Source organism: Stappia sp. ES.058, from assembly GCF_900105595.1.
In the GTDB taxonomy this organism is placed as follows: Bacteria; Pseudomonadota; Alphaproteobacteria; order Rhizobiales; family Stappiaceae; genus Stappia.
On the sequence record NZ_LT629784.1, the window covers coordinates 714,965 to 736,309 of the forward strand.

The window sequence follows — 21,345 nt, forward strand, 5'->3', positions numbered from 1 at the left end:
TCGTTTGGGGCAGCTCTGTGTTGTGTGGTCGAGGGACGACGCTCCTTGCGCAGGCGGCTTTGGCGTGCAGGCGCGCTTGGAACGGCTCTCGCCCTGGCACTGACCTTCGCGAGCGCGTCCTTCGCACAGGGGGCTGCGGAGGACCGGGCGGCCCTTGAGGCGCGCCAGGAAATCCTGCTGCAGGCCATGCTTTCCGACCCGCAGGATTTCGACACGGCTTTTGAACACGCGGCAGTGTCCGTGCGCCTTGGAGATTATGAAGCGGCGATCGGATCGCTGGAACGGGTGCTGATCCAGGCACCTGAAAATCCCGGCGTTCTGCTGGAGGTCGGCGTTCTTTATTACCGGCTTGGGTCTTTCGAGACCGCTCGCTCCTATCTTCGGCGTGCGGAAAATGCCCCGAATGCGTCCGCCGCCGTTGCGGAACGTGCAGGTCAGTTCCAGGCCGCGATCGTGACGGCCGAGGACCCGCTCAAGGTGTCGGGGATGCTGACGACCGGCGTTCGTTTCCAGACGAATGCCAATGCCGGCCCGACCGACCGCTTCATCGTGCTTGGGGGCAGCACGTATCTTCTCGCCAATACGGTGCTCGGCCGGCAAGACTGGAACGCCTTTGTCGCCGGCAACATCCACGCAAGCTATGATCTTGGCAATCAGGGCGATCTGCTGGAGGCGGATCTCCTGTTTTACGGTGACCGCTATCTTGACGTTTCGCGTGTGAACAGCGCGATGTCGGAGCTGACATTCGGCCCGTCGTTCAATATGGCGCGGTTCGATATCGACGATGCCCGCTTCGGCGTCTATGGCATCGTCAACGGCGTGCGACTGGATGGCGGGAACTACTCGGGCACGATCGGTGGCGGCGCACGCTTCGCGATCCAGCCGTCCGAGCGCTCCACGATCAACGCCAGGATCGAGTATCGGCACAATTGGTTCCGCGACAGCTCGACCTACCAGAGCGTCAGCAATCGCAACGGCTACGAGATTTCCGGTCGGCTTGCACATGTTTTCCAGCTCGACGACACGTGGTCGGTGCGCGGTTTCTTTCTTGCCGGCTTCGAGCAGGCGAAGGCGTCGTTCGAGAGCAACTGGCATGCAGGTGCCTCGGTCGGTGCGACGTACCGGTTCGCGTCACCGATAGAGCGCCTGGAAACGCCGTGGATGGTGGACCTCGATCTGGGATATCTCTACCGCGCCTATGACGCGCCGGACCCGTCGGTCAGCACCACGCTCAGCCAGAGCGACAATGAGGCCTGGGTTCGCGGCGCCCTCGGTATTCCGCTTCGATCGGATATTGTGCTTTCCCTGTCCGCCGAATACCGGCGGGTGCAGTCGAACTATCGAACCCGGGATTATTCCAATACGACAGGCATGCTGAGCGTCACCAAGCTGTTTTGAGTCGCCCGGAAGACAAGTTTCAGCATTTCGCGCGCAAGCTTGCTCGCATGCAGCCCGACAGGCTTTTCGGGCCGTGTTGGAGCCGTCTGATGCGCTTGTGCAAAACTTCGCGCTGGCAACTGGACAGGCCCGTTTCGAGCCTCTATAAGACCGGCACTTCAAGGCGCTCGCGCATTGGCGCGTCGCTTGGCCCAGGTAGCTCAGTTGGTAGAGCAGCGGATTGAAAATCCGCGTGTCGCTGGTTCGATTCCGGCCCTGGGCACCACTTACCTCACAAAGCCATTCGGGCCAATAAGTTAAGCCCTTTCAGCATGTTGCGCTCACCGAACTGTGTTACAAAGGTGTGCAACAATGCTCTATCGGCTGGTTCGCCCAATGCAGCGCAAAGGCTCTTCCCGGCATCAATTCGTGATGTAGCGCGCAAAAACAAATGGCACAGCGCGCAAGATCAAATGGCAACCGATTTCGGGCGGGAAATGCTGATTGAGCGCGGCTCAAAACGTCTTCAATCGATGATCCCTTCCGCCCGCATGATCTGCTCGGTGAGAACGCAGTGAGAGCTTCCTGGTTCATGGCGGATCAGTGAGCCTCTGGTGACGAGGCTATCCAGGGCTCCGAATGTGACGGGATCGGTAGCTTTATTTTCGCGGAAGAACCGCATCAGCCGATCGGGCGATACGTCAAGTCCGCAGTGGTCGATAGCACCTATGTAGAACGCCACCGTTTCCAGCCGCTTCATTGTACTTGCGTCGGGCATCGCAGACGCGCCTGACGTTAAAAATATCGCACAGATAATGACGCCGGCTGTCGCTGTGAAATCCATAACGTTCGTAATCCCCCTTGCGACGGTAGATGCCACCTCAGTTCAATACGGGGAGTTTGTCACGCTGGGCGATTGCGGTTCAAACCGGTGGTATTTTGAGATAGCCGGCTGAGACGAGAAGCCAGATTGGCACTTCTTCCGTTTCGCTCATAAGACGCGCTAGTTCGAACAAGTCTTAGTCGAGCGCTTCCATGCGTCTTCTCGCGCGCTCGACCTCCGTTCGGGACCATGGCAGTCTTTTATTTCTCATCAGTCATCGCGTCTTAGGGTTGCAAGGACGAGGCATTGATTCTGCCCCGCCCTTGATTTTAGGTCGGGCATTCAAGCCACGAATGCTGCGAGCGGGTCTGTCGGCGCGGGTTTCTCGAGGACGGACATTGTGTGCCCACTCGCTGCGCGCAACTCGTCGATCGTGGTTTGATTGGTTCCGATGACGCCGGCATATGTCATGACCCTGCCATAGCGCATCGGCGTACCGACAACTTCAATCTTGAAGTTGGCACGTCGAAACAGACGTGCCATCCGCGCATCATAGACTGTCACGAGTTGTCGGAGACCAATAAGGGTGCCGATCTCGATTGCTCCAAGAAACAACTCAGCCGTAATTTCGCTGACTTGTCCGCATTTCTTGGAGCCGCACGCGTACTCGGGATCCATCGAGAACCTGGATGCCTCCCAGATAAGGGGGTCGGCGATTTCAAGGTCATCGGGCAGCAGGCCGCTGAACACATCGCGAAGCATGTTCGGGCCGGTCGTCGGAAGGAGCCGCAAGGATCCGCGCACATCTTCGGTATCGGGATCGATTGAAATGATGTAGAGTGGATTGGCTTCATCGAAGATGTCAATCTCCCAACCATCATTGACAGTGACATCCCAACGAAGTTTATGGTGAAATACGTCAGCTCGGATTGTGTGCATCCGATCGATCTCGAATGCGTGATTCATACGGTCAATTCCCTGGATCAAGCGGATCATCTTTTGTCCTCCTCACTCACTTGGTGGGACGACAATGACAAGGATAAATCTACTAGTATATTCTGCATTTTGGGGGAGTTTCCGCATTTCGATACATCGTTTAACCTGGCGGGTCGATCAATTTTAGGGAGAGTGCCCGAGCAACCATGTGAGTTGTATTGAGCGCATTGAGTTTCCGGCGAGACATTTCCATATAGGTCTTGACAGTCCCTGGTCGTATCCCAATCAGCAAAGCAATGTCTTCGTATGTCTTTCCTTCGGACGCCCACTTCAAGCACTCATGCTCACGAGGCGATAGTTTCGGTATTATCTTTTTCGTTTTTTGCGTTCGAACAATCATTTCATGAATAAAATTCGCGATGACTTGGAAGTCGCGCATATAAATGGATTTGGTTTTCGCCCACTCTCGATCCGTAAAGTCTGATGTAATTGACAAAAGCGCAGTTTCTCCGTTTACGCCTCTTATCGGAAATGTGAGGCCCTTGTGCCCGATCGCAAAGTCTCTTGCCTCGTCGAACATCTGCCGAACTTTCGGTGCGCTGCGGTCAAGAATATCCCAGTCAACCGGTAGAAGGCTTTGAGCTCCTGCTCTCAGCACCGGATCGATCGAAAAAAAGTCTTGCTCCTTATAGTGACGGACCCAGTCCTCCTGATAGGTCAACGCCAGATAGGGCTCTCGTTGGGTGAGCTCTGGCATTCGATCTGCATAATATACCGCGTTTTTGAGTCCGTATTCGGAGACGACATGATTGAGAAGACCCCGGGCTTCATCATTTGAAGATGCAACGCGAAGTTTTTCAATGACATCTGTAAATCGTACATCCCGCATCATGACCGCCCCTCGGTAGACACTATCAAATAGCGGGAATAGGTTATCACGCTAACGCTGAGGTTGCGATCTGGATCGCATGATCGCCATCGCCTCAATCACCTCTTCATGCAGTAGATCGATCTTCCTCGCGAGCTCCGGGTCAATCGGCTGCATCTCCTCCCGGCAAAACTCTAAAGTTCCAGCGAGGTATCCCAGGATACTGGTTCGTATCTCCACTACTGTTCTGTCCATTTATGCGCTCCTCTTCGCTGGCCGTCGAAGCCTAGGTCAGCAGGAACCGCGAATGTAGTCTGCCAAATGCCCTCCCCAAATTTGCAGGGTTGCAATTTCAAGCGAAGCCGACACTCCATCGAGTTTGGTAGAAAAAATCGTTTTCAGGTTGTATTCTGGTTGAATTCAACAACGTTGACGATTGGAAAGTTCATGGAGAAGGAAAAATTATTTAACAAAATCAATAGAATGCTCGACGAGCTCGCCAGGGCGGCACGCAATTGTGGCAAACCGCAATTAGCAAGTCGGGCAGAGAGTATGAAGATCGTTGCGCGATTGGAGGCGACGGATCCGGATGCATTGCAAGCTATGATTTCTAGTAGCGTTCCAAAGCACCTTCGATGCTTCGTGGATGGTCGTGAGCAATGCACATACCCAGCGAAGATTGATCTAACCGGACGGCCTCAAACGCCAACGAAGTGACGCCCTCCGGCTTGAGTTATCCTCCGTCCCTCGTAGTGCCGTATGATTGCGACTGGAAATCATCCTTAGAAAGTGAGCTCCAAGGGGGACGTGATGGGAACCGTTGTAGTAAGGAAGGAAAGTTGCCCGCCTAGGATTCTTCAGTATTCTGATGCCGTTTGGCAGCTTGAAAGTCTTTATATGCGAGCACGTTTTGCTCGCAGGCGAACTCGAAAGGCGGATCTAGCCGCCAAAATAGAAGCATATGAACGTGCCTTCGAAAAATATCACAGCGGCAAATGTGAGCTACCCCCCGAAATTCGGACACTGACATAAGCTACGATTTGCAGTCTGCTGATCTTCGACGAGCAGGAGATCAGAGATGTCGAAACGGAAGCAGCACGCGCCTGAGTTCAAGGCGAAGGTCGCGCTGGAAGCCCTGAAAGGCGAGGAGACGGCAGCCGAGCTGGCAAGCCGGTTCGGGGTGCATCCGACGATGATCCATCAATGGAAGCGCGCCCTGCTCGAAGGCGCGTCAGGTGTGTTCGAGCGCGGGAGCCGCAAGAGGCCCGAGATTGACGAGGAGCAGGTGAAGGAGCTCCACGCCAAGATCGGGGAGCTGGCGGTGGCCAACTCTTTTTTGGAACGAAAGCTGAAGCCCTGGGGCGGGAAGTGAGGCGCGGCATGATCGAGCCGGACCACCCGGACCTGTCGATCGGCCGGCAGTGCAAGCTGCTGTCGATCGCGCGCTCGTCTTTCTACTACACCCCGAAGGGCGAGACCGAACGGAACCTCGGCCTGATGCGGCGGATCGACGAGCAGTTCCTGGAGACCCCGTTCTTCGGCGCTCGGCAGATGACTTGGCACCTGCGCAACGACGGCCACCTGGTGAACGAGAAGCGCATCCGGCGACTGATGCGCCTCATGGGATTGATGCCGATTTACCAGAAGCCCAACACCAGCAGGCCGGCGAAGGGGCACAAGACCTATCCCTACCTGCTCAGAGGTCTGCGGGTGGAACGCCCGAACCAGGTCTGGTGTTCGGACATCACCTATCTGCCCATGCGGCGCGGGTTCCTCTACCTGGTGGCGATCATGGACTGGCACACCCGCAAGGTTCTGTCCTGGCGGATCTCGAACACCTTGGAGGCTGACTTCTGTGTCGAAGCGCTGACCGAGGCCATCCACAAGTTCGGGCCGCCCGAGATCATGAATACCGATCAAGGATCCCAGTTCACGTCCTTCGCCTGGACGGATCGGCTCCGCCGGTCTGGGGTGCGGATCTCGATGGATGGGAAAGGCCGGTTCCTCGACAACATCTTCATCGAGAGGCTGTGGCGCACCCTGAAATACGAGTGCGTCTACCTGCATGCCTGGGAGACCGGTTCAGAGACAAGGGCGGCCATCCAGAAATGGATGACGTTCTACAACCACCAGCGCCCTCACTCAGCCCTCGGCGGCAGGCCACCGGCGCTGGTCTATTGGCAGAGAAATGATATCAACCAACCCGATCAGCAGGTGCGACGAGTAGCTTAAATTACGCCAGATCCTGTCCAAGGATCGGGGAGTAGCTCAGATACTTGCGCACTGTGTTCCGGGACAATCCGGTGCGCCGGGAGATCTCCCGGATCGAAAGCTGATCACGAAAATGCCAGCGTCTGATAACGCTCAACAACGCCATGTCTATCACTCCGTCGTCCCCCGCTGAAATCACGCAGGGGTGGGTTTAAACATGGGTCAGTTCTCAGTGAAAAAATAAGGCCTTACCGGGTCAGTTCTCAGTGAAAATCAACAGTTCTTCTGCCAGTGCAGCCGCTTCCAGGAAATCTTGATCGCTGACGCTTTTGCCTTTGGGCGGGTTTAGGCTGAGCGAGAACAAATGTTGACGACATTTGGTGGCACGACTTAGCGCATAGGATTCCGTCAGCGCCCCAATGACATCGCGCGAAACAAAGCCGCGCACATCGACAACCTGCACCGTTTCATTCTCGTCCTTCATGAGATGAAGGGCGAGGTCTTTGGCACCGCCGCGCTGATTGCCGTGCAGGATCATCAGCGATCCCCATCATGCGGCTGAGCAGGTGGTTTCAGCCCCAGGGCGCGGATCAGGTCATTGCGCATTTCCAGAACCAGCAAACATGCCGTAGCGATCTGATCTTGCTGCTCCTCAGTTAGAACGAGATCACCGGCCCCAATTGCCTTGGCGATAGCATCCAGATTGGCAAACACGTCATTTTCGCCGAGCGCTGCCAGCACCCGCGCCAACATCTGATAGCGATCTGCAATCTCTGAAGCGCGGGAAACAGGTGCTTCGGTAAAGATGCGGTCTTTGATAAAGCGGCCAAACGGCTGATCCCCGGAAAGTTTTTCCAGTCGTTTGCGTTCTGCTTGATTCAGACGCAGCGACAGTGGAGCGGGGCGCTTTGCTTGAGCTTTGGTCGTCATGACAGACCTCCCGGAGAAGGGGCATCAGTCTCGCTTTCTTCATCCTCAAGACTTGCAACGATCCGCTCAAAGTCCGAGCGTTTTAGTTGGTGTCCCCAATCCTCCAAAACCTCGATCAATTCGTTCGAAGTCTCTCTATCGAGGGGCACCACTGCCTTTTCAAAAATCAATAAAATCAACGCTTTGACAACGAGAAATCCCCAGTCTGTGGATTCTGATGGCGAACGTTCGGGAGAGCCGAGGATTTCGCCGACCGGTCCTCGGTTTGGCGGGTCGCAACCAAGTGTTCCCCGGTGCCGATGTTCACGCTGCGCGGTCCCTGTTTTTCTGTGGACGCGTGCGGATGGATAGGGGCATGCAGTGGCCGGATTGCTTCAGCGCTGCTCGCTCGGCAAATGTCCGAAGCGGTCCTTGTAGTAGTACGAAAACCGGCCAAGATGGGAAAAGCCGCAGGAATATGCCGCTTCACTCACGCTGGGCGGATCCTGCCGGGCCGCCAGCAGATAATGAGCCGTATCGAGCCGTGCATTGCGCAGGACCTCCATCGGGCTTTGGCCGTAAAAGCGCTGGAACCCCTTTTGGAGTGTTCGCACGTTCAAGCGTGCCGCGCGCGCGATGTCAGCCAGGTTGATCGGCTCTGCCAGGTTGGCGTGAATGTACTCCAGCGCGATCCGGATTTCCCTGGGACTGGCCCGACGATCCGAGCGTTCGATGATGTGCGAGATGTTGCTCGGTTGGAGAGTGAGCAGCGCGTGCGCCAGATCATCCTCCGCCTTCAGGTCCCGTGCCGCCAGCTGCCCCTGGAACAGGTCTCCGTTTTCAATGGCCTGGGCGCAAGCCATCACGAGGCGTCTCAACTGGCGTCCCGGCCCGTTGGTCAGATCGACCTGCATTTCAAATCGTATGGGTCCCGGGAGCGGAACCCCCGTTATCGACCGGGCAACCGCTTCCAGCAGGGTCTTGTCGACCTGGAGCAAGAGCTTGCTGCAATCACGCCCCCAATGCAGCAATGCAGTCCGATCCGGGTTCAGGATGGTTCCCATCTGCGTCGTGGCGGTCATTTCTTCGCCACGGTGCCTGATATTCGCCCGTCCCGAAAGCGGCACCTGAAACAGATAGAAAGAGCCCAGCCGTCCCGGATCCACCGTCACGTCGGCTCCGTAGTGCAGGTAATTTGCGGAAATGCTCTGCCCGCTTACCGCATTGTGGCGGACGAAAAGGCCGGATTGACCACCGATGACCTCCAGCTTGTGATCGCAGAGCTTGCCGGAAATGATATGGCGCGCTTCATCCATGTCGCGAGTGCGAACCACCGGATTCTGCGCGAAATATTCCTTCGCTGGCAAAGCCTCTGCTATGGCCATCGGGTTCCTTGCAGGACGGTTTAAGGTTTTTACGCGTCGATTTAGCGCATGAGTTCCAATTTGCTTCAAGCTTAAAATTTATGCCGAAGACGGGTTCGTTTTTCGGATACCTGATTGCGTGAAAGCATTGCAGTGTGGGCGGAGCATCACGTCCCGATCTGCAACAACAGGAATCCGGATTATGGAAAAAGGCGTAATGAAGGCCGATGCCGGCATGAACGATCTCGCATGGAACGTCGTGGGGCACACCTATGTTCCCAAATTTCTGACAGAGGAGACGTTCGTCTGGCACGCCACCATTCCCGACGGCACGTTCGTGCCGCCGCATATCCACCCGACACAGGATGAGTGGATCTACATTCTGGACGGCGAACTGGAAATCGAGTTTCCCGACGATCACTGCAAGGCCGGGTCCGGCGACACGATCAAGATGCCGCGGGGTATCGCTCATGGCATTTTCAACCGCTCCGGCAAGACCGCGACATGTATCTTCGGAGTGTCGCCGGCGCGCGACCTCTACAAGCTGTTTACCGAGCTGGACGGGGTGCGTGACCCTCAGGAGCTGGTGCGTCTTTCCGCTTTGCGCGAAGTCAACTTCCTCCCCCTTTCCAATGCAGACTGAGCCGAACCAGCCAGGCCGCACCGGATCCGGGTCTGAACAAGGCTTCGGTGTGTCTCCCACGATCCGCCGAGCGGAGTATCCGAACACGGCCGGTCGCCCGGCAGGACGGTCGGAATGAGCTTGCCACCGTTGTGCGATTGGGACGACGCTTTCGCGAATATGAAACATGTCGAGAGGTCCGGCGAACTGCCTGACTACTGGGCCGCGCGGGCGGCCGCCTACAGGGCTGGCCTGCAGGCGGGCGGACACCGGCTGGATCTGGATATCGGCTACGGCAGTCATCCAAGGGAAAAGCTCGACATCGTCTGGCCGGACGGCACACCGAAGGGACTTGCCGTCTTTATTCACGGCGGCTTCTGGATGCGGCTGGAGAAGGGGCACTGGACGGATTTTGCCGAAGGCGCGCGCGCACAAGGGTGGGCCGTCTGCGTGGCAAGCTACACCCTGGCGCCGGAAGCGCGGATCCATGAGATCACGGCGCAGATAGGCGAGGCCATTTCGATGGCTGCCGGGCTGGTGGACGGCCCCATCCGGCTGTCCGGCCACTCGGCCGGCGGTCACCTGGCAACGCGGATGCTTTGCTCCGACAGCCCGCTCCCGGGCGGCGTTTTCGATCGCATCGCCCATACACTGTCAATCAGCGGTCTTCATGACCTGCGACCGCTGCTGCACACCGCAATGAACCGTACACTCAACCTGGATCTTGACGAGGCCCGCGCCGAAAGTGCGGTTCTGGCCCAACCGGCGGCAGCTACGCCCCTGACCTGCTGGGTCGGAGGTGGTGAACGGCCGGAATTCATCCGCCAGACCCGTCTTCTGACCGACATATGGGCGGGACTGGACGTGCCGGTGCGCTGCGAAATTGACGGCAATCACAACCATTTTACGATCCTTGAAGGCTTGAAGGACGCGGGCTCGCCGATCACGGCCGCCTTTGTTGGCCCTGTCCCGCAGGATCGGCCGCGCGGCACGCCCCTCGACGCATGAATTTCAACCCTCAGGCACCTGAGAGACGGAGGAATCAAAATGACAGCCATGGCTCCGGGGATCGTCAAGTCCCGCCACGGTCTCGATGAGATAAGCTGGAACATTCTGGGCCAGACCTACGTGCCCAAGCAGATGACCGAGGAGTGCTTTTCCTGGCACGCCACACTGCCGCCGGGAACCTTCGTGCCGCCGCATATTCATCCCGACCAGGACGAATATCTCTATATTCTGGAAGGCCGGTTCGATTTCCTTCTGGACGGGCAGGAAGCCGTCGGCGAGCCTGGAGATCTTGTGAAACTGCCGCGCGGCATTCCCCACGGCATCTTTAACAAGTCCGGGAACACGATCAAAACGCTGTTCTGGGTAACGCCGACCGCGCAGCTCTACGACCTGTTCTGGGCCCTTCACAACCTTGGACCGGAGGCCGATCCAGCCCAGATTGTTGCCGTCTCCGCAGCCCATGCCATCGATTTTCTACCGCCCGAAACCGAGACTGCGCCATGACCGTCCTGATCGCAGGGGCCGGGATCGGCGGGCTGACCACTGCCTTGATGCTGCACGAACGCGGCGTAAAGGCCATGGTCGTCGAACAGGCTCATGAAGTCCGCGAAGTCGGGGTCGGCATCAACACCCTGCCTCATTCCATTGCCGAACTCGCCAAACTCGGCCTGTTGGAACGGCTGGACGAGGTGGGACTGCGGACCCGCGAGCTGCGGTATCTGACGCGCATCGGCCAGGAGGTCTGGCGCGAGCCCCGCGGCCTTCATGCCGGGCACGAATATCCGCAGTTTTCCATTCACCGCGGTCGGCTTCAGAAAGTGTTGTTCGATGCAGTGGTCGAACGCATGGGGCCGGAGGCCGTTTTGACGGGTCTGCGTCTGTCCGGCTTCATTCAGGACGAGGCCGGCGTCACGGCACATTTCGTCAATACGGTCGACGGGCTCAGCTCGAGAACGATTCGCGGCGAGGTGCTGATCTGCGCCGACGGCATTCACAGTGTCGGCCGGCGCCGGTTTTATCCCGACGAGGGCGTGCCGAGTTGGGCCGGTGTCGTCATGTGGCGGGGTGCTGCGGAGTGGCCTGTGTGGGAGGATGGCGAAACCATGGCCATCGCCGGTGGCCTGGGCGCGAAGCTGGTGCTCTATCCGATCGCACCCGCAAAGGATGGACGGCAGTTGATGAACTGGGTGGTGAACGTGCGCATCGCCGATGCCTCGGTTTCGCCGCCGCCGCCGGAAAGCTGGTCGAAACAGGCGTCCCTTGCCAAGGTGCTGCCCTATGCCAGACGCTTCCACGTACCGGGCATGGACCTTGAGGCGCTCGTTCGCGCCAGCGGCCCGATCTTCGAATATCCGATGGCCGATCGCGATCCGTTGCCGCGCTGGACGCACGGGCGCGTCACGCTGTTGGGTGACGCGGCACACCCGATGTACCCGGTCGGGTCGAACGGCGCGGCGCAGGCCATCCTGGATGCACGTTGCCTTGCCGACGAAATGGCCGCTGCGGAGCATCCGCGTGAAGCCCTTTACCGCTACGAACAGGACCGGTTGCCCAAGACCGCCGAGGTCGTGCGCACCAACCGGATCGGCGGGCCCGAACGCGTGATCGACGAGGTGGAGAAGCTCAGCCCGCGCCGCTTTGAAAACGTGGATGACGTTCTGGGATATGAAGATCGCAAGGCGATTGTAAAAGGGTATGCAAAGATGGCCGGCTTCGCCACGAAGCAGGATGCCTGAGCGCACAGGAGAGCCACGGCGTCAGTCGGGCCGGTGACCGGGACCGGGAAAAACAAAAGACAGACCTGTTCCAAAGATTTCAACCAGCCCCGGAGGGGGGCAGAAAAGGAAGAACGACCATGAAAGCAAGATCGAAAAACACGATTGCAAACCTGGCGGCCGTGCTGGCATTGAATACCGCACTGTGTTCGGCGGCCTATGCCGAGGATATCAAGATCGGGATGGTTGTGACGCTGTCCGGTCCGCCGGCCGCGCTTGGCCAGCAGATCGTTGACGGTTTCCAGCTTGCGCTGGACCAGAACGGCGGCAAGCTGGGCGGTGAAACCGTTTCCCTGATCGTCGAGGACGACGAACTCAAGCCTGACGTGGCTCTGCTCAAGGCAAAGTCGCTGGTCGAGCGTGACGAGGTCGATTTTGTCGTCGGAACCGTCTTTTCAAACATGCTGCAGGCGATCTTCAAGCCGATAATCCAGTCCGATACCTTCCTGATCAGCCCGAATGCAGGACCGTCGACCTTCGCTGGAAAGAACTGCAATCCCTATTTTTTCGTCACCTCCTACCAGAACAACCAGAACGCTGAAGTGAGCGGCATGATCGCCAATGAGGAGGGCTTCGAGAACGTCGTCATCATGGTGCCGAACTACCAGGCCGGACGCGACAATGTTGCCGGCTACAAGCAGACCTTCAAGGGCACCGTGGCGGATGAGATTTTCACGCCTCTCGGCCATCAGGACTTCTCGTCCGAGCTGGCGAAGATCTCCACGTCCGGTGCGGACGCACTCTTCACATTCATGCCGGGCGGCATGGGCGTGCGTCTCGTCAAGCAGTTCGAGGCGTCCGGCCTTGATGAAAGCATCAAGTTCACGTCCGTCTTCACGACCGACGAAACGACCTTGCCGGGCCAGCAGGATGCCGCGGTCGGCTTTCTGTCGGCCGGCGCCTGGGCTCCGGACATGAAGAACGAAGCCAATCTTGCCTTTGTCGCGGCCTTTGAGGAGAAATACGGCTATGTTCCCGGCTCCTTCGCTGCTCAGTCCTTTGACACCGCCAATCTGATCGCCAGCGCACTGGAAAAGACCGGTGGCGACATGAGCGACAAGGACGCAACGCGCGAGGCGCTCGAGTCGGCGGACTTCACCTCCGTCCGCGGATCCTTCGCCTTCAGCAACAACCACTATCCGGTTCAGGATTTCCATCTGCTTGAGGTGGCGAAGCGGGAAGACGGCAAGTTCTGGACCACGGCGAAGAAGACCATCGTTACCGACTACGCCGATAGCTTCCATTCCGAGTGCAAAATGTAAGATCCGGATCGCGCCCGCCCCGTCAGGGAGCGGGCGCGTTCGATCGATGGAAAGGCAGATACGTGTCCTTGACTCTCTTTCTGATCCAATGCCTGAACGGGCTTCAATACGGCACGCTCCTGTTTCTGATAGCCGCCGGCCTCACGCTTGTCTTCGGGGTCATGGGGTTCATCAACCTGGCCCACGGCGTGCAATACATGGTGGGAGCCTATCTGGTTTTTGCCTTTCAGCAGTTGACCGGCAACTTTGTCGTTGCGGTGATCCTGTCCATGGCTGCAGCGCTGTTGCTCGGCCTGCTGCTGGAGCATTTCGTTTTTCGGCATCTTTACGGACGCGATCATCTCGCCCAGGTGCTGGCGACCTTCGGAATCATCATTTTTCTCAATGAGCTGGCCAAGATAATATTCGGCCCCGGGACGTTGACGATCGAACCGCCGGAGTTTCTCGCCGGGTCGGTCCAGTTGACCGAGCAACTGCGCTACCCAGTGTATCGTTTCGTTACAATCCTGGCCGGCCTGATCGTTGCCGTCCTGCTTTACATCACCGTGACCCGGACGCGTGTGGGCATGCTGATTCGTGCCGGTGCGACAACGCCGGATATGGTTTCCGCGCTTGGGATCAACGTCCAGAAACTGTTCATGATTGTCTTCGGCGTCGGCGCGATGCTTGCGGGCTTTGCCGGCGTGATCGCCGCACCGATCTTTGCGATCGAGCCTGGCATGGGAGACAATATCCTCATCATCGCCTTCGTGGTCATCATCATTGGCGGCGTGGGATCGATCCGCGGTGCGTTTCTGGGCGCACTGATGGTCGGCCTGTTCGATACGGTCGGACGCACGCTCCTGATCGAGGGCCTGGAGGTCGTCTTCCCGCCATCCGTCTCCAATCAGGTGGGGCCGGCGCTGGCGTCGATGCTGATCTACATCCTGATGGCCGCCGTCCTGGTTGTGCGCCCGCAGGGCCTGCTGCCGGCGAAGGGGGCTGCATGATGCGCGTGGATCGCAGCTTTCTGGTGATGGCGCTTGTCTTCGCGCTGCTGCTGGCCGCCCCGTTCGTCCTGCCGCTGGTCGGCCAGACCTACCTGTTGAGCCTGTTGATCAAGGCGATGCTCTTGGCGATTGCGGCAATATCGCTGGATCTTCTCGTCGGCCACGGGGGGATGGTCAGCCTGGGACATGCGGCCTTTGTGGCAATTGGAGCCTATGCAGCGGCAATCGGTCTGGAAAGCGGTATCGAGAACATTTTGGTTCTGCTGCTTTTGGCGGTTCTGGTTTCCGGGCTCTTTGCCCTGATCACCGGCGCGCTGGCGCTCAGGACCTCCGGTGTCTACTTCCTGATGATCACGCTCGCCTTCGGGCAAATGGCCTATTTCACGCTGACCTCGCTTGCCCCCTATGGCGGGGACGACGGCTTGACGCTCTGGTCCATGGCAACCCTGTTCGGCAGCGATGTGGTGCAAAGCGGTGGCCAGCTCTATCTGGTGATCCTGCTAACGCTGCTCGTCAGTTGGTGGGGCGTTCACCGGCTGAGCAACGCCCGTTTCGGACGGGTTCTGCGCGCAGCACGCGACAATCCCGGCCGCACGGAGATCATGGGCTTTTCGATTTTCCGCTACCGCTTGACCGCCTATGTCATCGCCGGAATGATCGCTGCCGTTTCCGGCCTGCTGACAATGCAGCATGCGGAGTTTGTCAGCCCGGCGCTGGCCGCCTGGCAGCGATCCGGTGACCTTCTGGTGATCGTGGTCCTGGGTGGACTGGGCACGCGCAATGGCGCGCTGCTCGGAGCGTTGTTCCTTGTTCTTGTCGAAGAGGTCCTCGGTTCGGTCTTTCATGAATGGCGACTGATCTACGGCCCGCTGCTGGTGCTCATGGCCCTGCACGCCAAGGGCGGACTGAGCCACCTGCTGTTTCCGGTGGACGAACCGGAAACGACAGACGCGACCCGGGCGAACGGGGAAAAAATCTGATGGACGTTCTGGAAATTCGCAACCTGAACAAGCGTTTCGGTGCGGTGCATGTCAGCCGGAATATCTCGCTTGCCGTTCCCGATGGTCAGTGCCACGCCGTCATCGGGCCCAACGGCGCGGGCAAGACAACGTTGATCCACCAGATCTCCGGCGTGCTGCACCCGGATGCCGGCGAGGTCGTTCTCGCCGGCCGCAACATCACGACCAGCAAGACATGGCAGCGTGCACAAGCCGGTCTCGGACGCACCTTTCAGCTGACCTCCGTGCTGCCGTCGTTTTCCGTTCTGGAGAACGTGGCGCTGGCTGCGCAGGCCAAGTCCGGATCGAGCTTCCGCTTCTTCCGCCCGGCCGCGCAGGAGGCCGACCTGAACGAAAAGGCCATGACGACGCTGGAACGCCTCAACATTGCAGAGCGGGCCCATGTGCCCGCCGACGACCTGTCGCACGGGGAAAGGCGTCTTCTGGAGCTGGCCATCGCTTTGGCCGGCGCGCCGAGGTTCTTGCTCCTGGACGAACCCATGGCCGGCCTCGGTCGGGTGGAGAGTGCGATGTTGATCGATATTCTGGCCGATCTGCGCCGGAGCATCCCGATGCTGCTGGTGGAACATGACATGGACGCGATCTTCCAACTGGCGGACACTGTCTCGGTTCTGGTCGACGGACAGATTGTGGCAGAGGGATCTCCGGAAGACATAAGAAACGACCCGGCGGCTCGAGCGGCCTACCTCGGAGACAAAGGACAATGAGCACGCTCCTGACTGTCACCAATCTGCATGCAGGTTACGGACGGGCCAAGGTCCTGTTCGGACTCGATTTCGATCTGGCCGAAGGCCAGGTGACCACGCTCATGGGCCGCAACGGCATGGGCAAGTCGACCACCGTGCGATGCCTGATGGGTCTTTTGAAACCCAGTGAAGGCAGGATCCTCGTGAAAGGCGAGGATCTGACCGGCGAGCCTCCCTATCGGATCGCCCAGGCCGGGCTGGGGCTGGTTCCGGAGGGGCGGCGGGTTTTCCCCTCGCTCACCGTCGTTGAAAATCTGCGCGCAACAGCACGCCCCGCACCGGGCGGCTGGACGGCGGAAAAGGTCTTCGAGGCCTTTCCACGCCTTGCGGAGCGCAGGCGCAACCTCGGCTTCCAGTTGTCAGGCGGCGAACAGCAGATGCTGGCCATCGGGCGCGCCCTGATGACCAACCCGGACCTCTTGATCCTCGACGAGGCCACCGAAGGACTGGCTCCGCTCATTCGCGAGGAGATCTGGTCCATGCTCGCCCGCTTGAAGGCCAGCGGCCTTTCGATCCTCCTGATCGACAAGAACCTCGACGAACTCTCTGACATTTCGGACCGATACTACGTCATCGAAAAGGGAGAAATCGTCTGGAGCGGCGCTGCCGAGGCATTTGACGCCAACCGGGCGCATGTGGAGCAGTATCTGCATTTGTGATGCGGAACGAACATGTTTTGGGCGTGTGTTCGGCTTTTGAGAGCGGAAGGGGGAGCGACCTTCCTGCCCGTGTGCCCTTTCCGCTGATCCAAGGCTACTCCTTGCGGACGATCGAGGCAGCCTTGCCGCTTCGTGGCAAAACCGGCGCGTATGTGCCAAGAGTCGCTGCTCGGATCGAGCGCCAAAAAGACCCGGTCGTGCAGTGACGGTCCTTGCTGCGCCGCGACAGTGTCGTGTCGCAGCGCATGAGGCCCATTAGTCGATCACGCCCTGTGTAGTGAAGCCGCATTGCTCGGCAAGCTTGATGTAGGCTGCGGTGAACCCGTTCAGCGATGCGGTGTAGAAGGTGCCCTCGGGCCCGACGATATCGATGATGCCGTTGGCGCGCATTGCCTGAAGTGCACGTTGCTTGTCGACCTCGGCGAATTGCGTGCGGGCAAAGGCGTAGCCGTCCGGGTCGAAACCGGCCTGAACGCCTGCCGTAACGCTGTCGCCGTCGTCGAAAACGAAGTTCACCTGATCTCCGTCGTTCAACACCGTGGCCTGGCCGCGATAGGCCCGTTCCATCAAAGATACGCCGGGATAGATCGTCGGCGGCAGAGCATCCCCGTCGGACAGAGCTATCTCCACGGTCGGATCGCCATCGCCGCCGGTCCACATCTTGCACGTCGTGCGCAGATCCTCGCCCGTATCCAGCTGTTCGATCAGGACGGTCCAGTCCTTGTAGGTGAAATACTCGCTGGAAGCCTGGGCGGGCAGGCTGACGAGACTGGCGACAAAGGCTGCGGCAACAAACGAAAAACGGTGCATCGAAAACCTATCTCCTTGAAAGCGCGACTGATTCGCTCGATTTCCAGCATAGAGCAGTCGCCATACCCGTTGAGCGTCTTCTCCATCGTCTCGAAACGCGCGCGGCCTTCCGGTTTGCGGGTGCAAGCTTGCTGTTGATTGTGGGCGTTCGCGCGGCAATCATGAGGCGGCAACGCCAACGAGAATGGGCGCCAACGCCCACCGTGCAGGTTTCAAGGGAGGACGACATGCGATTGACAGATGCGCAGCTTGAGCAGTTCGACAAGGACGGCTGGATTTTCATCCCCGAGTGTTTTTCACCGGAGGAAGTCGCCGTCCTGCGCGACGAGGGCGAGCGGATTTACGCGCAGGATCGCGAAGAGGTGTGGCGGGAGGCGTCGGGTGCGCCGCGCACGGCATTTGCCGCACATCTCTATAACGAGGCCTTCGCCATCCTGGGGCGCCATCCGCGCCTGATAGAGCCGCTGGAGCAGGTGTTCGGCGAGAAGGTCTACATGCATCAATACAAGGTGAACGCGAAGGCCAAGTTCACCGGTGATGTCTGGCAGTGGCATCAGGACTACGGGACATGGCATCGCGACGACGGCATGCCCGAGCCGCGCGCGATGAACATTTCCGTTTTTCTGGATGAGGTCTATCCCTTCAATGGTCCCTTGATGCTGATCCCGAAAAGCCACAAGCATGGTGTTCTGGATGCCGGCCATGACACGTCGACAACCAGCTATCCGCTGTGGACGCTCGACAATGACGCGGTCGAAAAGCTGGTGGAGGAAGGTGGTCTGGTTGCGCCCACCGGCAAGCCTGGCGGCGTCTTGATGTTCCACGGCAATCTGGTGCATGGGTCGGCTGGCAATATCACGCCGTTCCCGCGCAAGATCGTCTACCTGACGCTCAATGCCGTTTCCAATCACATTCGCAAGCCGACCCGCAAGGAGTGGATCGCGCATCGCGACTTCACGCCGATCGAGGCCTGCGATGACGAGGCCTTGTTGCGCTATGCGCGTTCGCACAGTGAAGCGGCCGAGTAGGGCGCGGATTTGGCCGGGGAAGAGGGGACGACCTGCATCTGCAGCGTTGTCCCGTCTTGCCTTGGAGGCATGGCTGGGAGACAACCGGGAACGGTCATTCCCGTGGCCGCCCCTGCCTTGCCGAGTGACGGCCGACGTGTGATCCCGACATGACCCTGACCATCGTGACCGGCGCGAACGCGCCCTTCGCCCGGACGCTGTCGCAATTCCTGATGAGCGTTCGCCGCCGTCGCCTGCATCACGGAGCGCGCATCGCGGTCTATGATCTCGGATTGAGCGATGCGCAACGGGCGGATATTGCCGCGCGTTTCCCTTTTGCGGAGGTCCTGCCGTTCTCCCTTGCCGACGCGCCGGCGCATGTCGCGGTCGCGGCCGGCACATTCGCTTGGAAGCCGCTTGTGATCGCCGATGCGGCCGCCCGGTTTGGAGGAAAGGTCTTCTGGTTCGACAGCGCGACTCTCTTCCATGGCGATCTTTCCGAACCGCTCGGCGTTCTGGAAGATACCGGGGTCTATACCCTTGAAGGGCAATCCAATCTGGCGAAGCGGTGCCTGGCCGAGGTGCGCGGCTATCTGAAGGCGGACCCCGACGATCTCCACCGCAGGATCCGCCTCGGCGGCGTTCTAGGCTTTGATCTCGACAAAGAGGTGGCGCGGGACCTGCTCGCCCGTTGGGCAGATCTGGCACTCGACCCGGCAGCCTTTCGTCCGGCAGCCTCGGATCACAACGCGGACCAGGCGGTGCTCACGATCCTACTCTTCCGCTTCGAGCGGGAAGGGCGGTTGCGGCTGAATGCAGGCGAGATCGACATATCCTCGGTGTCGCCCGTGCGCTGGATGAGCTCACGCAACAAGGTTGCCGCGCACAGGCCGCTTTGGATGGATCCGCTGGTGCGGCTCGGTTACCGCGCTTACAAGACCGTCGACCGGCTTAATCTGCGCTGGCAGAATTTCTACCGTCGGCGTGTGCTCGGGCTGCATCGCTGGCCGAAGGAGCATTTTCAGACCTATGTCATGCGCGCGGGTGATGCCGCGCCCACGCCGATCCCGGCTCCTGCGCTGAGCTACTATGCCGACCCGTTCCTTTGGCGGCACGAGGGGCGATTGTGGCTCTTCGTCGAGGAGTTCGAGTATCTTGAGCAATGCGGGCGGCTGGTGGCGATGGAACTGGACGCAGATCTGCGGCCGGGCCCGGTGACGCCGGTGCTGCCGCTGCGTGAACATGCGTCCTATCCCTGTCTCTTCGAGTGTGAAGGCCGGCTGTGGATGGTGCCGGAAACCTGCGCACTGGGCGTTCTCGATCTCTATGTCTGTGAGCGCTTTCCCGATCGCTGGCGGCGTGCGCGCAGACTTCTGGAGGGGGTCGATGCCGTCGACAGCGTGCTGTTTCAGCGCGGTGGCTGGTGGTGGCTGATCACCAACTCAAAGCCGCTTGGCGCTGAAGGTGGGCGGTCGCTGGCGATCCACCGGATGAAGGATCCGCTTGAGGGAGAGCTTCACAGCCATCCGGTTTCCAGCGCGGGTCTTTTCGCCGACCGCGATCATGGATATGGACGGGGCGCGGGAAATCTCTTTTTCGACCGGAACGGGCCGCTGCGCGTCTTGCAGAAGAATGCAGACTACTACGGGCAGTCGGCGGAAGTGCGCCGCATCGTGACGTTGAACGAAAGCGACTACCGGGAAGAGCCAGTCGAGTCCGGTCATCCGCTTGCCGAACTCGCGGCCCTTGTCTCACCCCATCACATCAGCATGCATGGCGACGCGGTTGCCTTCGACGTGCGCGACCGGCTGGGCTTTGTTTCGGGCGTGCCGTGGATCGGAAAACGGCTTAATGACGTGGCGCCGGCCGCGAAGCGGCTTCTGGCAGGCGATGCCGGCCTTCGGGCTGCTGTCGCGGGTGCGGTCAGGGATCTTGCGGCGGGGATCCGGCCAGCCGATGGCCGCCAACCGTCCAGCGATCGGCCAGATGGCGAATGACGATCGTGTTGTTCCGGCTTTCGGGAGTGCCATTGCCGGAGTTGACCCGGCCGAGGCTTGATGCCCGGTAGAGCGACTTGCGGCTCCATTGCTGGAAGCCGGCCCGGCGCGCGGGGATGACGAATTTCGGCGCGGTGCAAAACCCGGAAATCCAGACATCGTCGACAAAGAAGGCCGCCTCCGGTGCATCCTTGTGGGTTAGCATCGCGTCCATGTCGGGAAAGAAGCGGGGACGAACGAGATAGCCCGAATAGCCCTGCACTATATCGATGGGGCGTGGCGCGCGAAGGCGGCGCGCCCGGATCGGCACGGGCGGCGTCATTTGGAGATTGGTCCAAAGCGTCGTCGGCCGGTCCGTCAGATCAGCCGGCACGACCCAGCCGCTGAGGCCGAAGGCCGCATTTTCATTGTCATTCGCATGGCTTGCGAGGTCCTGAAGAAAGCTGCGGGGATAAATCCGGTCGTCGTCGACCACCACAATCGGCCTGTTCGCATCGACGGCGGTCAGGGTCGGAAACAGCTTTGTCGCGGGACCGCTGTCCTTGCAGCGCACGATCCTCACCGTCTTGAGAGACTCCAGCCAGACCGGAACGTTGTATCCGCAGTTTTCCCGCCGTGAATGGTGCGGAATGTTGAGACGGATTTCGGCCGGCGGTTCGGCTTGGTCGAGCAGGCTCTTCAGTGTCATGCCCAGATGCGGGATGCGGCTCGGAATGGTCGTCAGCGTCACGACGAGATCGCTGCGGCGCGGCGCGTCGGCAACACGCGCATCGAGGTCGGCAAGATCCATCCGCGACAGTCGCAGGTCGCGGGCAAGATCGGCGATCAGCGTTTCTCCCTCGAAGAAATCATGAACGAAGATGCCCGTGGCTGCAGTGGCGCCGAGGGCGGAAAGAGAGAGCGGAACGAGCAGTGACATGGGCGGGTGGTGTGTCCGGCTGGGGGCGTGGGCGGACATTTGCC

21 protein-coding genes, 1 tRNA gene and 1 pseudogene are annotated in these 21,345 nt (G+C 59.6%); 14 read left to right on the plus strand and 9 right to left on the minus strand.

Going from position 1 to position 21,345, the window contains the following annotated elements; all coding sequences use genetic code 11:
* The first annotated feature begins 45 nt into the window (after positions 1–45).
* Positions 46–1,398 (plus strand): lipopolysaccharide assembly protein LapB, encoded by a 1,353-nt coding sequence (locus BLU32_RS03345; RefSeq protein ID WP_093804985.1) that lies wholly within the window; start codon positions 46–48, stop codon positions 1,396–1,398.
* Between the two features lie 189 nt (positions 1,399–1,587).
* A tRNA-Phe gene (locus tag BLU32_RS03350) sits at positions 1,588–1,663 on the plus strand.
* A 240-nt stretch (positions 1,664–1,903) separates the two neighbouring features.
* Here the strand turns inward: BLU32_RS03350 and BLU32_RS03355 are convergent.
* From BLU32_RS03355 to BLU32_RS03365, 3 genes are all read right to left on the minus strand, one after another.
* Entirely contained in the window at positions 1,904–2,221 is a 318-nt protein-coding gene (locus BLU32_RS03355) for a hypothetical protein (protein ID WP_093804986.1), read from the minus strand.
* A gap of 321 nt (positions 2,222–2,542) precedes the next feature.
* The gene (locus BLU32_RS03360; protein WP_093804987.1) at positions 2,543–3,196 is read right to left on the minus strand and encodes an acyl-homoserine-lactone synthase; all 654 of its coding nucleotides are present in this window, start codon (positions 3,194–3,196) and stop codon (positions 2,543–2,545) included.
* Between the two features lie 100 nt (positions 3,197–3,296).
* Entirely contained in the window at positions 3,297–4,028 is a 732-nt protein-coding gene (locus BLU32_RS03365) for a LuxR family transcriptional regulator (protein WP_093804988.1), read from the minus strand.
* Between the two features lie 1,054 nt (positions 4,029–5,082).
* Here BLU32_RS03365 and BLU32_RS03375 point away from each other — a divergent pair.
* Positions 5,083–6,236 (plus strand): IS3 family transposase gene (locus BLU32_RS03375; RefSeq protein ID WP_244501784.1). Its coding sequence is split into 2 segments (ribosomal slippage): positions 5,083–5,335 and positions 5,335–6,236, totalling 1,155 coding nucleotides; the frame shifts between segments, so codons are not numbered across the junction.
* 37 nt (positions 6,237–6,273) lie between these two features.
* Here the strand turns inward: BLU32_RS03375 and BLU32_RS03380 are convergent.
* The 4 genes and pseudogenes from BLU32_RS03380 to BLU32_RS03395 all read right to left on the minus strand — a co-directional run.
* Positions 6,274–6,381, minus strand: a pseudogene (locus BLU32_RS03380) (winged helix-turn-helix transcriptional regulator); the annotation flags it as partial.
* 90 nt (positions 6,382–6,471) lie between these two features.
* Positions 6,472–6,753 carry a hypothetical protein gene (locus BLU32_RS03385; RefSeq protein ID WP_197673687.1) on the minus strand — a complete coding sequence of 94 codons (282 nt, stop codon included), beginning with the start codon at positions 6,751–6,753 and terminating at the stop codon, positions 6,472–6,474.
* Positions 6,753–7,145, minus strand: coding sequence for a hypothetical protein (locus BLU32_RS03390; protein ID WP_093804990.1), 393 nt, complete (start codon positions 7,143–7,145; stop codon positions 6,753–6,755). Before BLU32_RS03390 ends, BLU32_RS03385 begins: the two co-directional genes overlap by 1 nt.
* Positions 7,146–7,519: 374 nt before the next feature.
* Complete coding sequence (locus tag BLU32_RS03395; RefSeq protein WP_208976968.1) at positions 7,520–8,578, minus strand: AraC family transcriptional regulator; 1,059 nt, start codon at positions 8,576–8,578, stop codon at positions 7,520–7,522.
* 112 nt (positions 8,579–8,690) lie between these two features.
* Here BLU32_RS03395 and BLU32_RS03400 point away from each other — a divergent pair, with 112 nt between their 5' ends.
* From BLU32_RS03400 to BLU32_RS03440, 9 genes are all read left to right on the plus strand, one after another.
* The gene (locus BLU32_RS03400) at positions 8,691–9,131 is read left to right on the plus strand and encodes a cupin domain-containing protein (RefSeq protein ID WP_093804992.1); all 441 of its coding nucleotides are present in this window, start codon (positions 8,691–8,693) and stop codon (positions 9,129–9,131) included.
* A 114-nt stretch (positions 9,132–9,245) separates the two neighbouring features.
* Positions 9,246–10,118 (plus strand): alpha/beta hydrolase, encoded by an 873-nt coding sequence (locus tag BLU32_RS03405; RefSeq protein ID WP_093804993.1) that lies wholly within the window; start codon positions 9,246–9,248, stop codon positions 10,116–10,118.
* A gap of 39 nt (positions 10,119–10,157) precedes the next feature.
* Positions 10,158–10,622, plus strand: coding sequence for a cupin domain-containing protein (locus BLU32_RS03410; RefSeq protein WP_093804994.1), 465 nt, complete (start codon positions 10,158–10,160; stop codon positions 10,620–10,622).
* Positions 10,619–11,854 carry a flavin-dependent oxidoreductase gene (locus BLU32_RS03415; RefSeq protein ID WP_093804995.1) on the plus strand — a complete coding sequence of 412 codons (1,236 nt, stop codon included), beginning with the start codon at positions 10,619–10,621 and terminating at the stop codon, positions 11,852–11,854. The genes BLU32_RS03410 and BLU32_RS03415 overlap by 4 nt, the downstream gene beginning before the upstream one ends.
* A 119-nt stretch (positions 11,855–11,973) precedes the next feature.
* Positions 11,974–13,155 (plus strand): ABC transporter substrate-binding protein, encoded by a 1,182-nt coding sequence (locus BLU32_RS03420; protein ID WP_093804996.1) that lies wholly within the window; start codon positions 11,974–11,976, stop codon positions 13,153–13,155.
* A 68-nt stretch (positions 13,156–13,223) separates the two neighbouring features.
* On the plus strand, positions 13,224–14,144 hold the full coding sequence (locus BLU32_RS03425) for a branched-chain amino acid ABC transporter permease (RefSeq protein WP_208977027.1): 921 nt from the start codon (positions 13,224–13,226) through the stop codon (positions 14,142–14,144).
* Positions 14,141–15,124 carry a branched-chain amino acid ABC transporter permease gene (locus BLU32_RS03430; protein WP_208976969.1) on the plus strand — a complete coding sequence of 328 codons (984 nt, stop codon included), beginning with the start codon at positions 14,141–14,143 and terminating at the stop codon, positions 15,122–15,124. The genes BLU32_RS03425 and BLU32_RS03430 overlap by 4 nt, the downstream gene beginning before the upstream one ends.
* A complete protein-coding gene (locus BLU32_RS03435; RefSeq protein ID WP_093804998.1) occupies positions 15,124–15,870 on the plus strand; it encodes an ABC transporter ATP-binding protein in 747 nt (248 codons plus the stop codon). The genes BLU32_RS03430 and BLU32_RS03435 overlap by 1 nt, the downstream gene beginning before the upstream one ends.
* Positions 15,867–16,568, plus strand: a complete 702-nt coding sequence (locus BLU32_RS03440; RefSeq protein WP_093804999.1) for an ABC transporter ATP-binding protein — start codon at positions 15,867–15,869, stop codon at positions 16,566–16,568. Before BLU32_RS03435 ends, BLU32_RS03440 begins: the two co-directional genes overlap by 4 nt.
* 255 nt (positions 16,569–16,823) lie before the next feature.
* Here the strand turns inward: BLU32_RS03440 and BLU32_RS03445 are convergent, their stop codons facing one another.
* Positions 16,824–17,378, minus strand: a complete 555-nt coding sequence (locus BLU32_RS03445) for a hypothetical protein (RefSeq protein WP_093805000.1) — start codon at positions 17,376–17,378, stop codon at positions 16,824–16,826.
* Positions 17,379–17,605: 227 nt separating this feature from the next.
* Between BLU32_RS03445 and BLU32_RS03450 the strand changes: the two genes are divergently transcribed.
* The gene (locus BLU32_RS03450; protein ID WP_093805001.1) at positions 17,606–18,406 is read left to right on the plus strand and encodes a phytanoyl-CoA dioxygenase family protein; all 801 of its coding nucleotides are present in this window, start codon (positions 17,606–17,608) and stop codon (positions 18,404–18,406) included.
* Between the two features lie 149 nt (positions 18,407–18,555).
* Positions 18,556–20,382 carry a hypothetical protein gene (locus tag BLU32_RS03455; protein ID WP_093805002.1) on the plus strand — a complete coding sequence of 609 codons (1,827 nt, stop codon included), beginning with the start codon at positions 18,556–18,558 and terminating at the stop codon, positions 20,380–20,382.
* Here BLU32_RS03455 and BLU32_RS03460 read toward each other — a convergent pair.
* Positions 20,309–21,301, minus strand: coding sequence for a hypothetical protein (locus tag BLU32_RS03460; RefSeq protein WP_093805003.1), 993 nt, complete (start codon positions 21,299–21,301; stop codon positions 20,309–20,311). The genes BLU32_RS03455 and BLU32_RS03460 overlap by 74 nt on opposite strands.
* Positions 21,302–21,345 lie beyond the last annotated feature (44 nt).

Bases quoted from the DNA above. Each gene is read 5' to 3' on its own strand.
- BLU32_RS03390 (WP_093804990.1), bottom strand. From the start codon at position 7,145: ATGACGACCAAAGCTCAAGCAAAGCGCCCCGCTCCACTGTCGCTGCGT.
- BLU32_RS03365 (WP_093804988.1), bottom strand. From the start codon at position 4,028: ATGATGCGGGATGTACGATTTACAGATGTCATTGAAAAACTTCGCGTT.
- BLU32_RS03360 (WP_093804987.1), bottom strand. From the start codon at position 3,196: ATGATCCGCTTGATCCAGGGAATTGACCGTATGAATCACGCATTCGAG.
- BLU32_RS03420 (WP_093804996.1), top strand. From the start codon at position 11,974: ATGAAAGCAAGATCGAAAAACACGATTGCAAACCTGGCGGCCGTGCTG.
- BLU32_RS03415 (WP_093804995.1), top strand. From the start codon at position 10,619: ATGACCGTCCTGATCGCAGGGGCCGGGATCGGCGGGCTGACCACTGCC.
- BLU32_RS03385 (WP_197673687.1), bottom strand. From the start codon at position 6,753: ATGATCCTGCACGGCAATCAGCGCGGCGGTGCCAAAGACCTCGCCCTT.
- BLU32_RS03445 (WP_093805000.1), bottom strand. From the start codon at position 17,378: ATGCACCGTTTTTCGTTTGTTGCCGCAGCCTTTGTCGCCAGTCTCGTC.
- BLU32_RS03355 (WP_093804986.1), bottom strand. From the start codon at position 2,221: ATGGATTTCACAGCGACAGCCGGCGTCATTATCTGTGCGATATTTTTA.
- BLU32_RS03460 (WP_093805003.1), bottom strand. From the start codon at position 21,301: ATGTCACTGCTCGTTCCGCTCTCTCTTTCCGCCCTCGGCGCCACTGCA.
- BLU32_RS03455 (WP_093805002.1), top strand. From the start codon at position 18,556: ATGACCCTGACCATCGTGACCGGCGCGAACGCGCCCTTCGCCCGGACG.
- BLU32_RS03400 (WP_093804992.1), top strand. From the start codon at position 8,691: ATGGAAAAAGGCGTAATGAAGGCCGATGCCGGCATGAACGATCTCGCA.
- BLU32_RS03440 (WP_093804999.1), top strand. From the start codon at position 15,867: ATGAGCACGCTCCTGACTGTCACCAATCTGCATGCAGGTTACGGACGG.
- BLU32_RS03430 (WP_208976969.1), top strand. From the start codon at position 14,141: ATGATGCGCGTGGATCGCAGCTTTCTGGTGATGGCGCTTGTCTTCGCG.
- BLU32_RS03450 (WP_093805001.1), top strand. From the start codon at position 17,606: ATGCGATTGACAGATGCGCAGCTTGAGCAGTTCGACAAGGACGGCTGG.
- BLU32_RS03435 (WP_093804998.1), top strand. From the start codon at position 15,124: ATGGACGTTCTGGAAATTCGCAACCTGAACAAGCGTTTCGGTGCGGTG.
- BLU32_RS03405 (WP_093804993.1), top strand. From the start codon at position 9,246: ATGAGCTTGCCACCGTTGTGCGATTGGGACGACGCTTTCGCGAATATG.
- BLU32_RS03410 (WP_093804994.1), top strand. From the start codon at position 10,158: ATGACAGCCATGGCTCCGGGGATCGTCAAGTCCCGCCACGGTCTCGAT.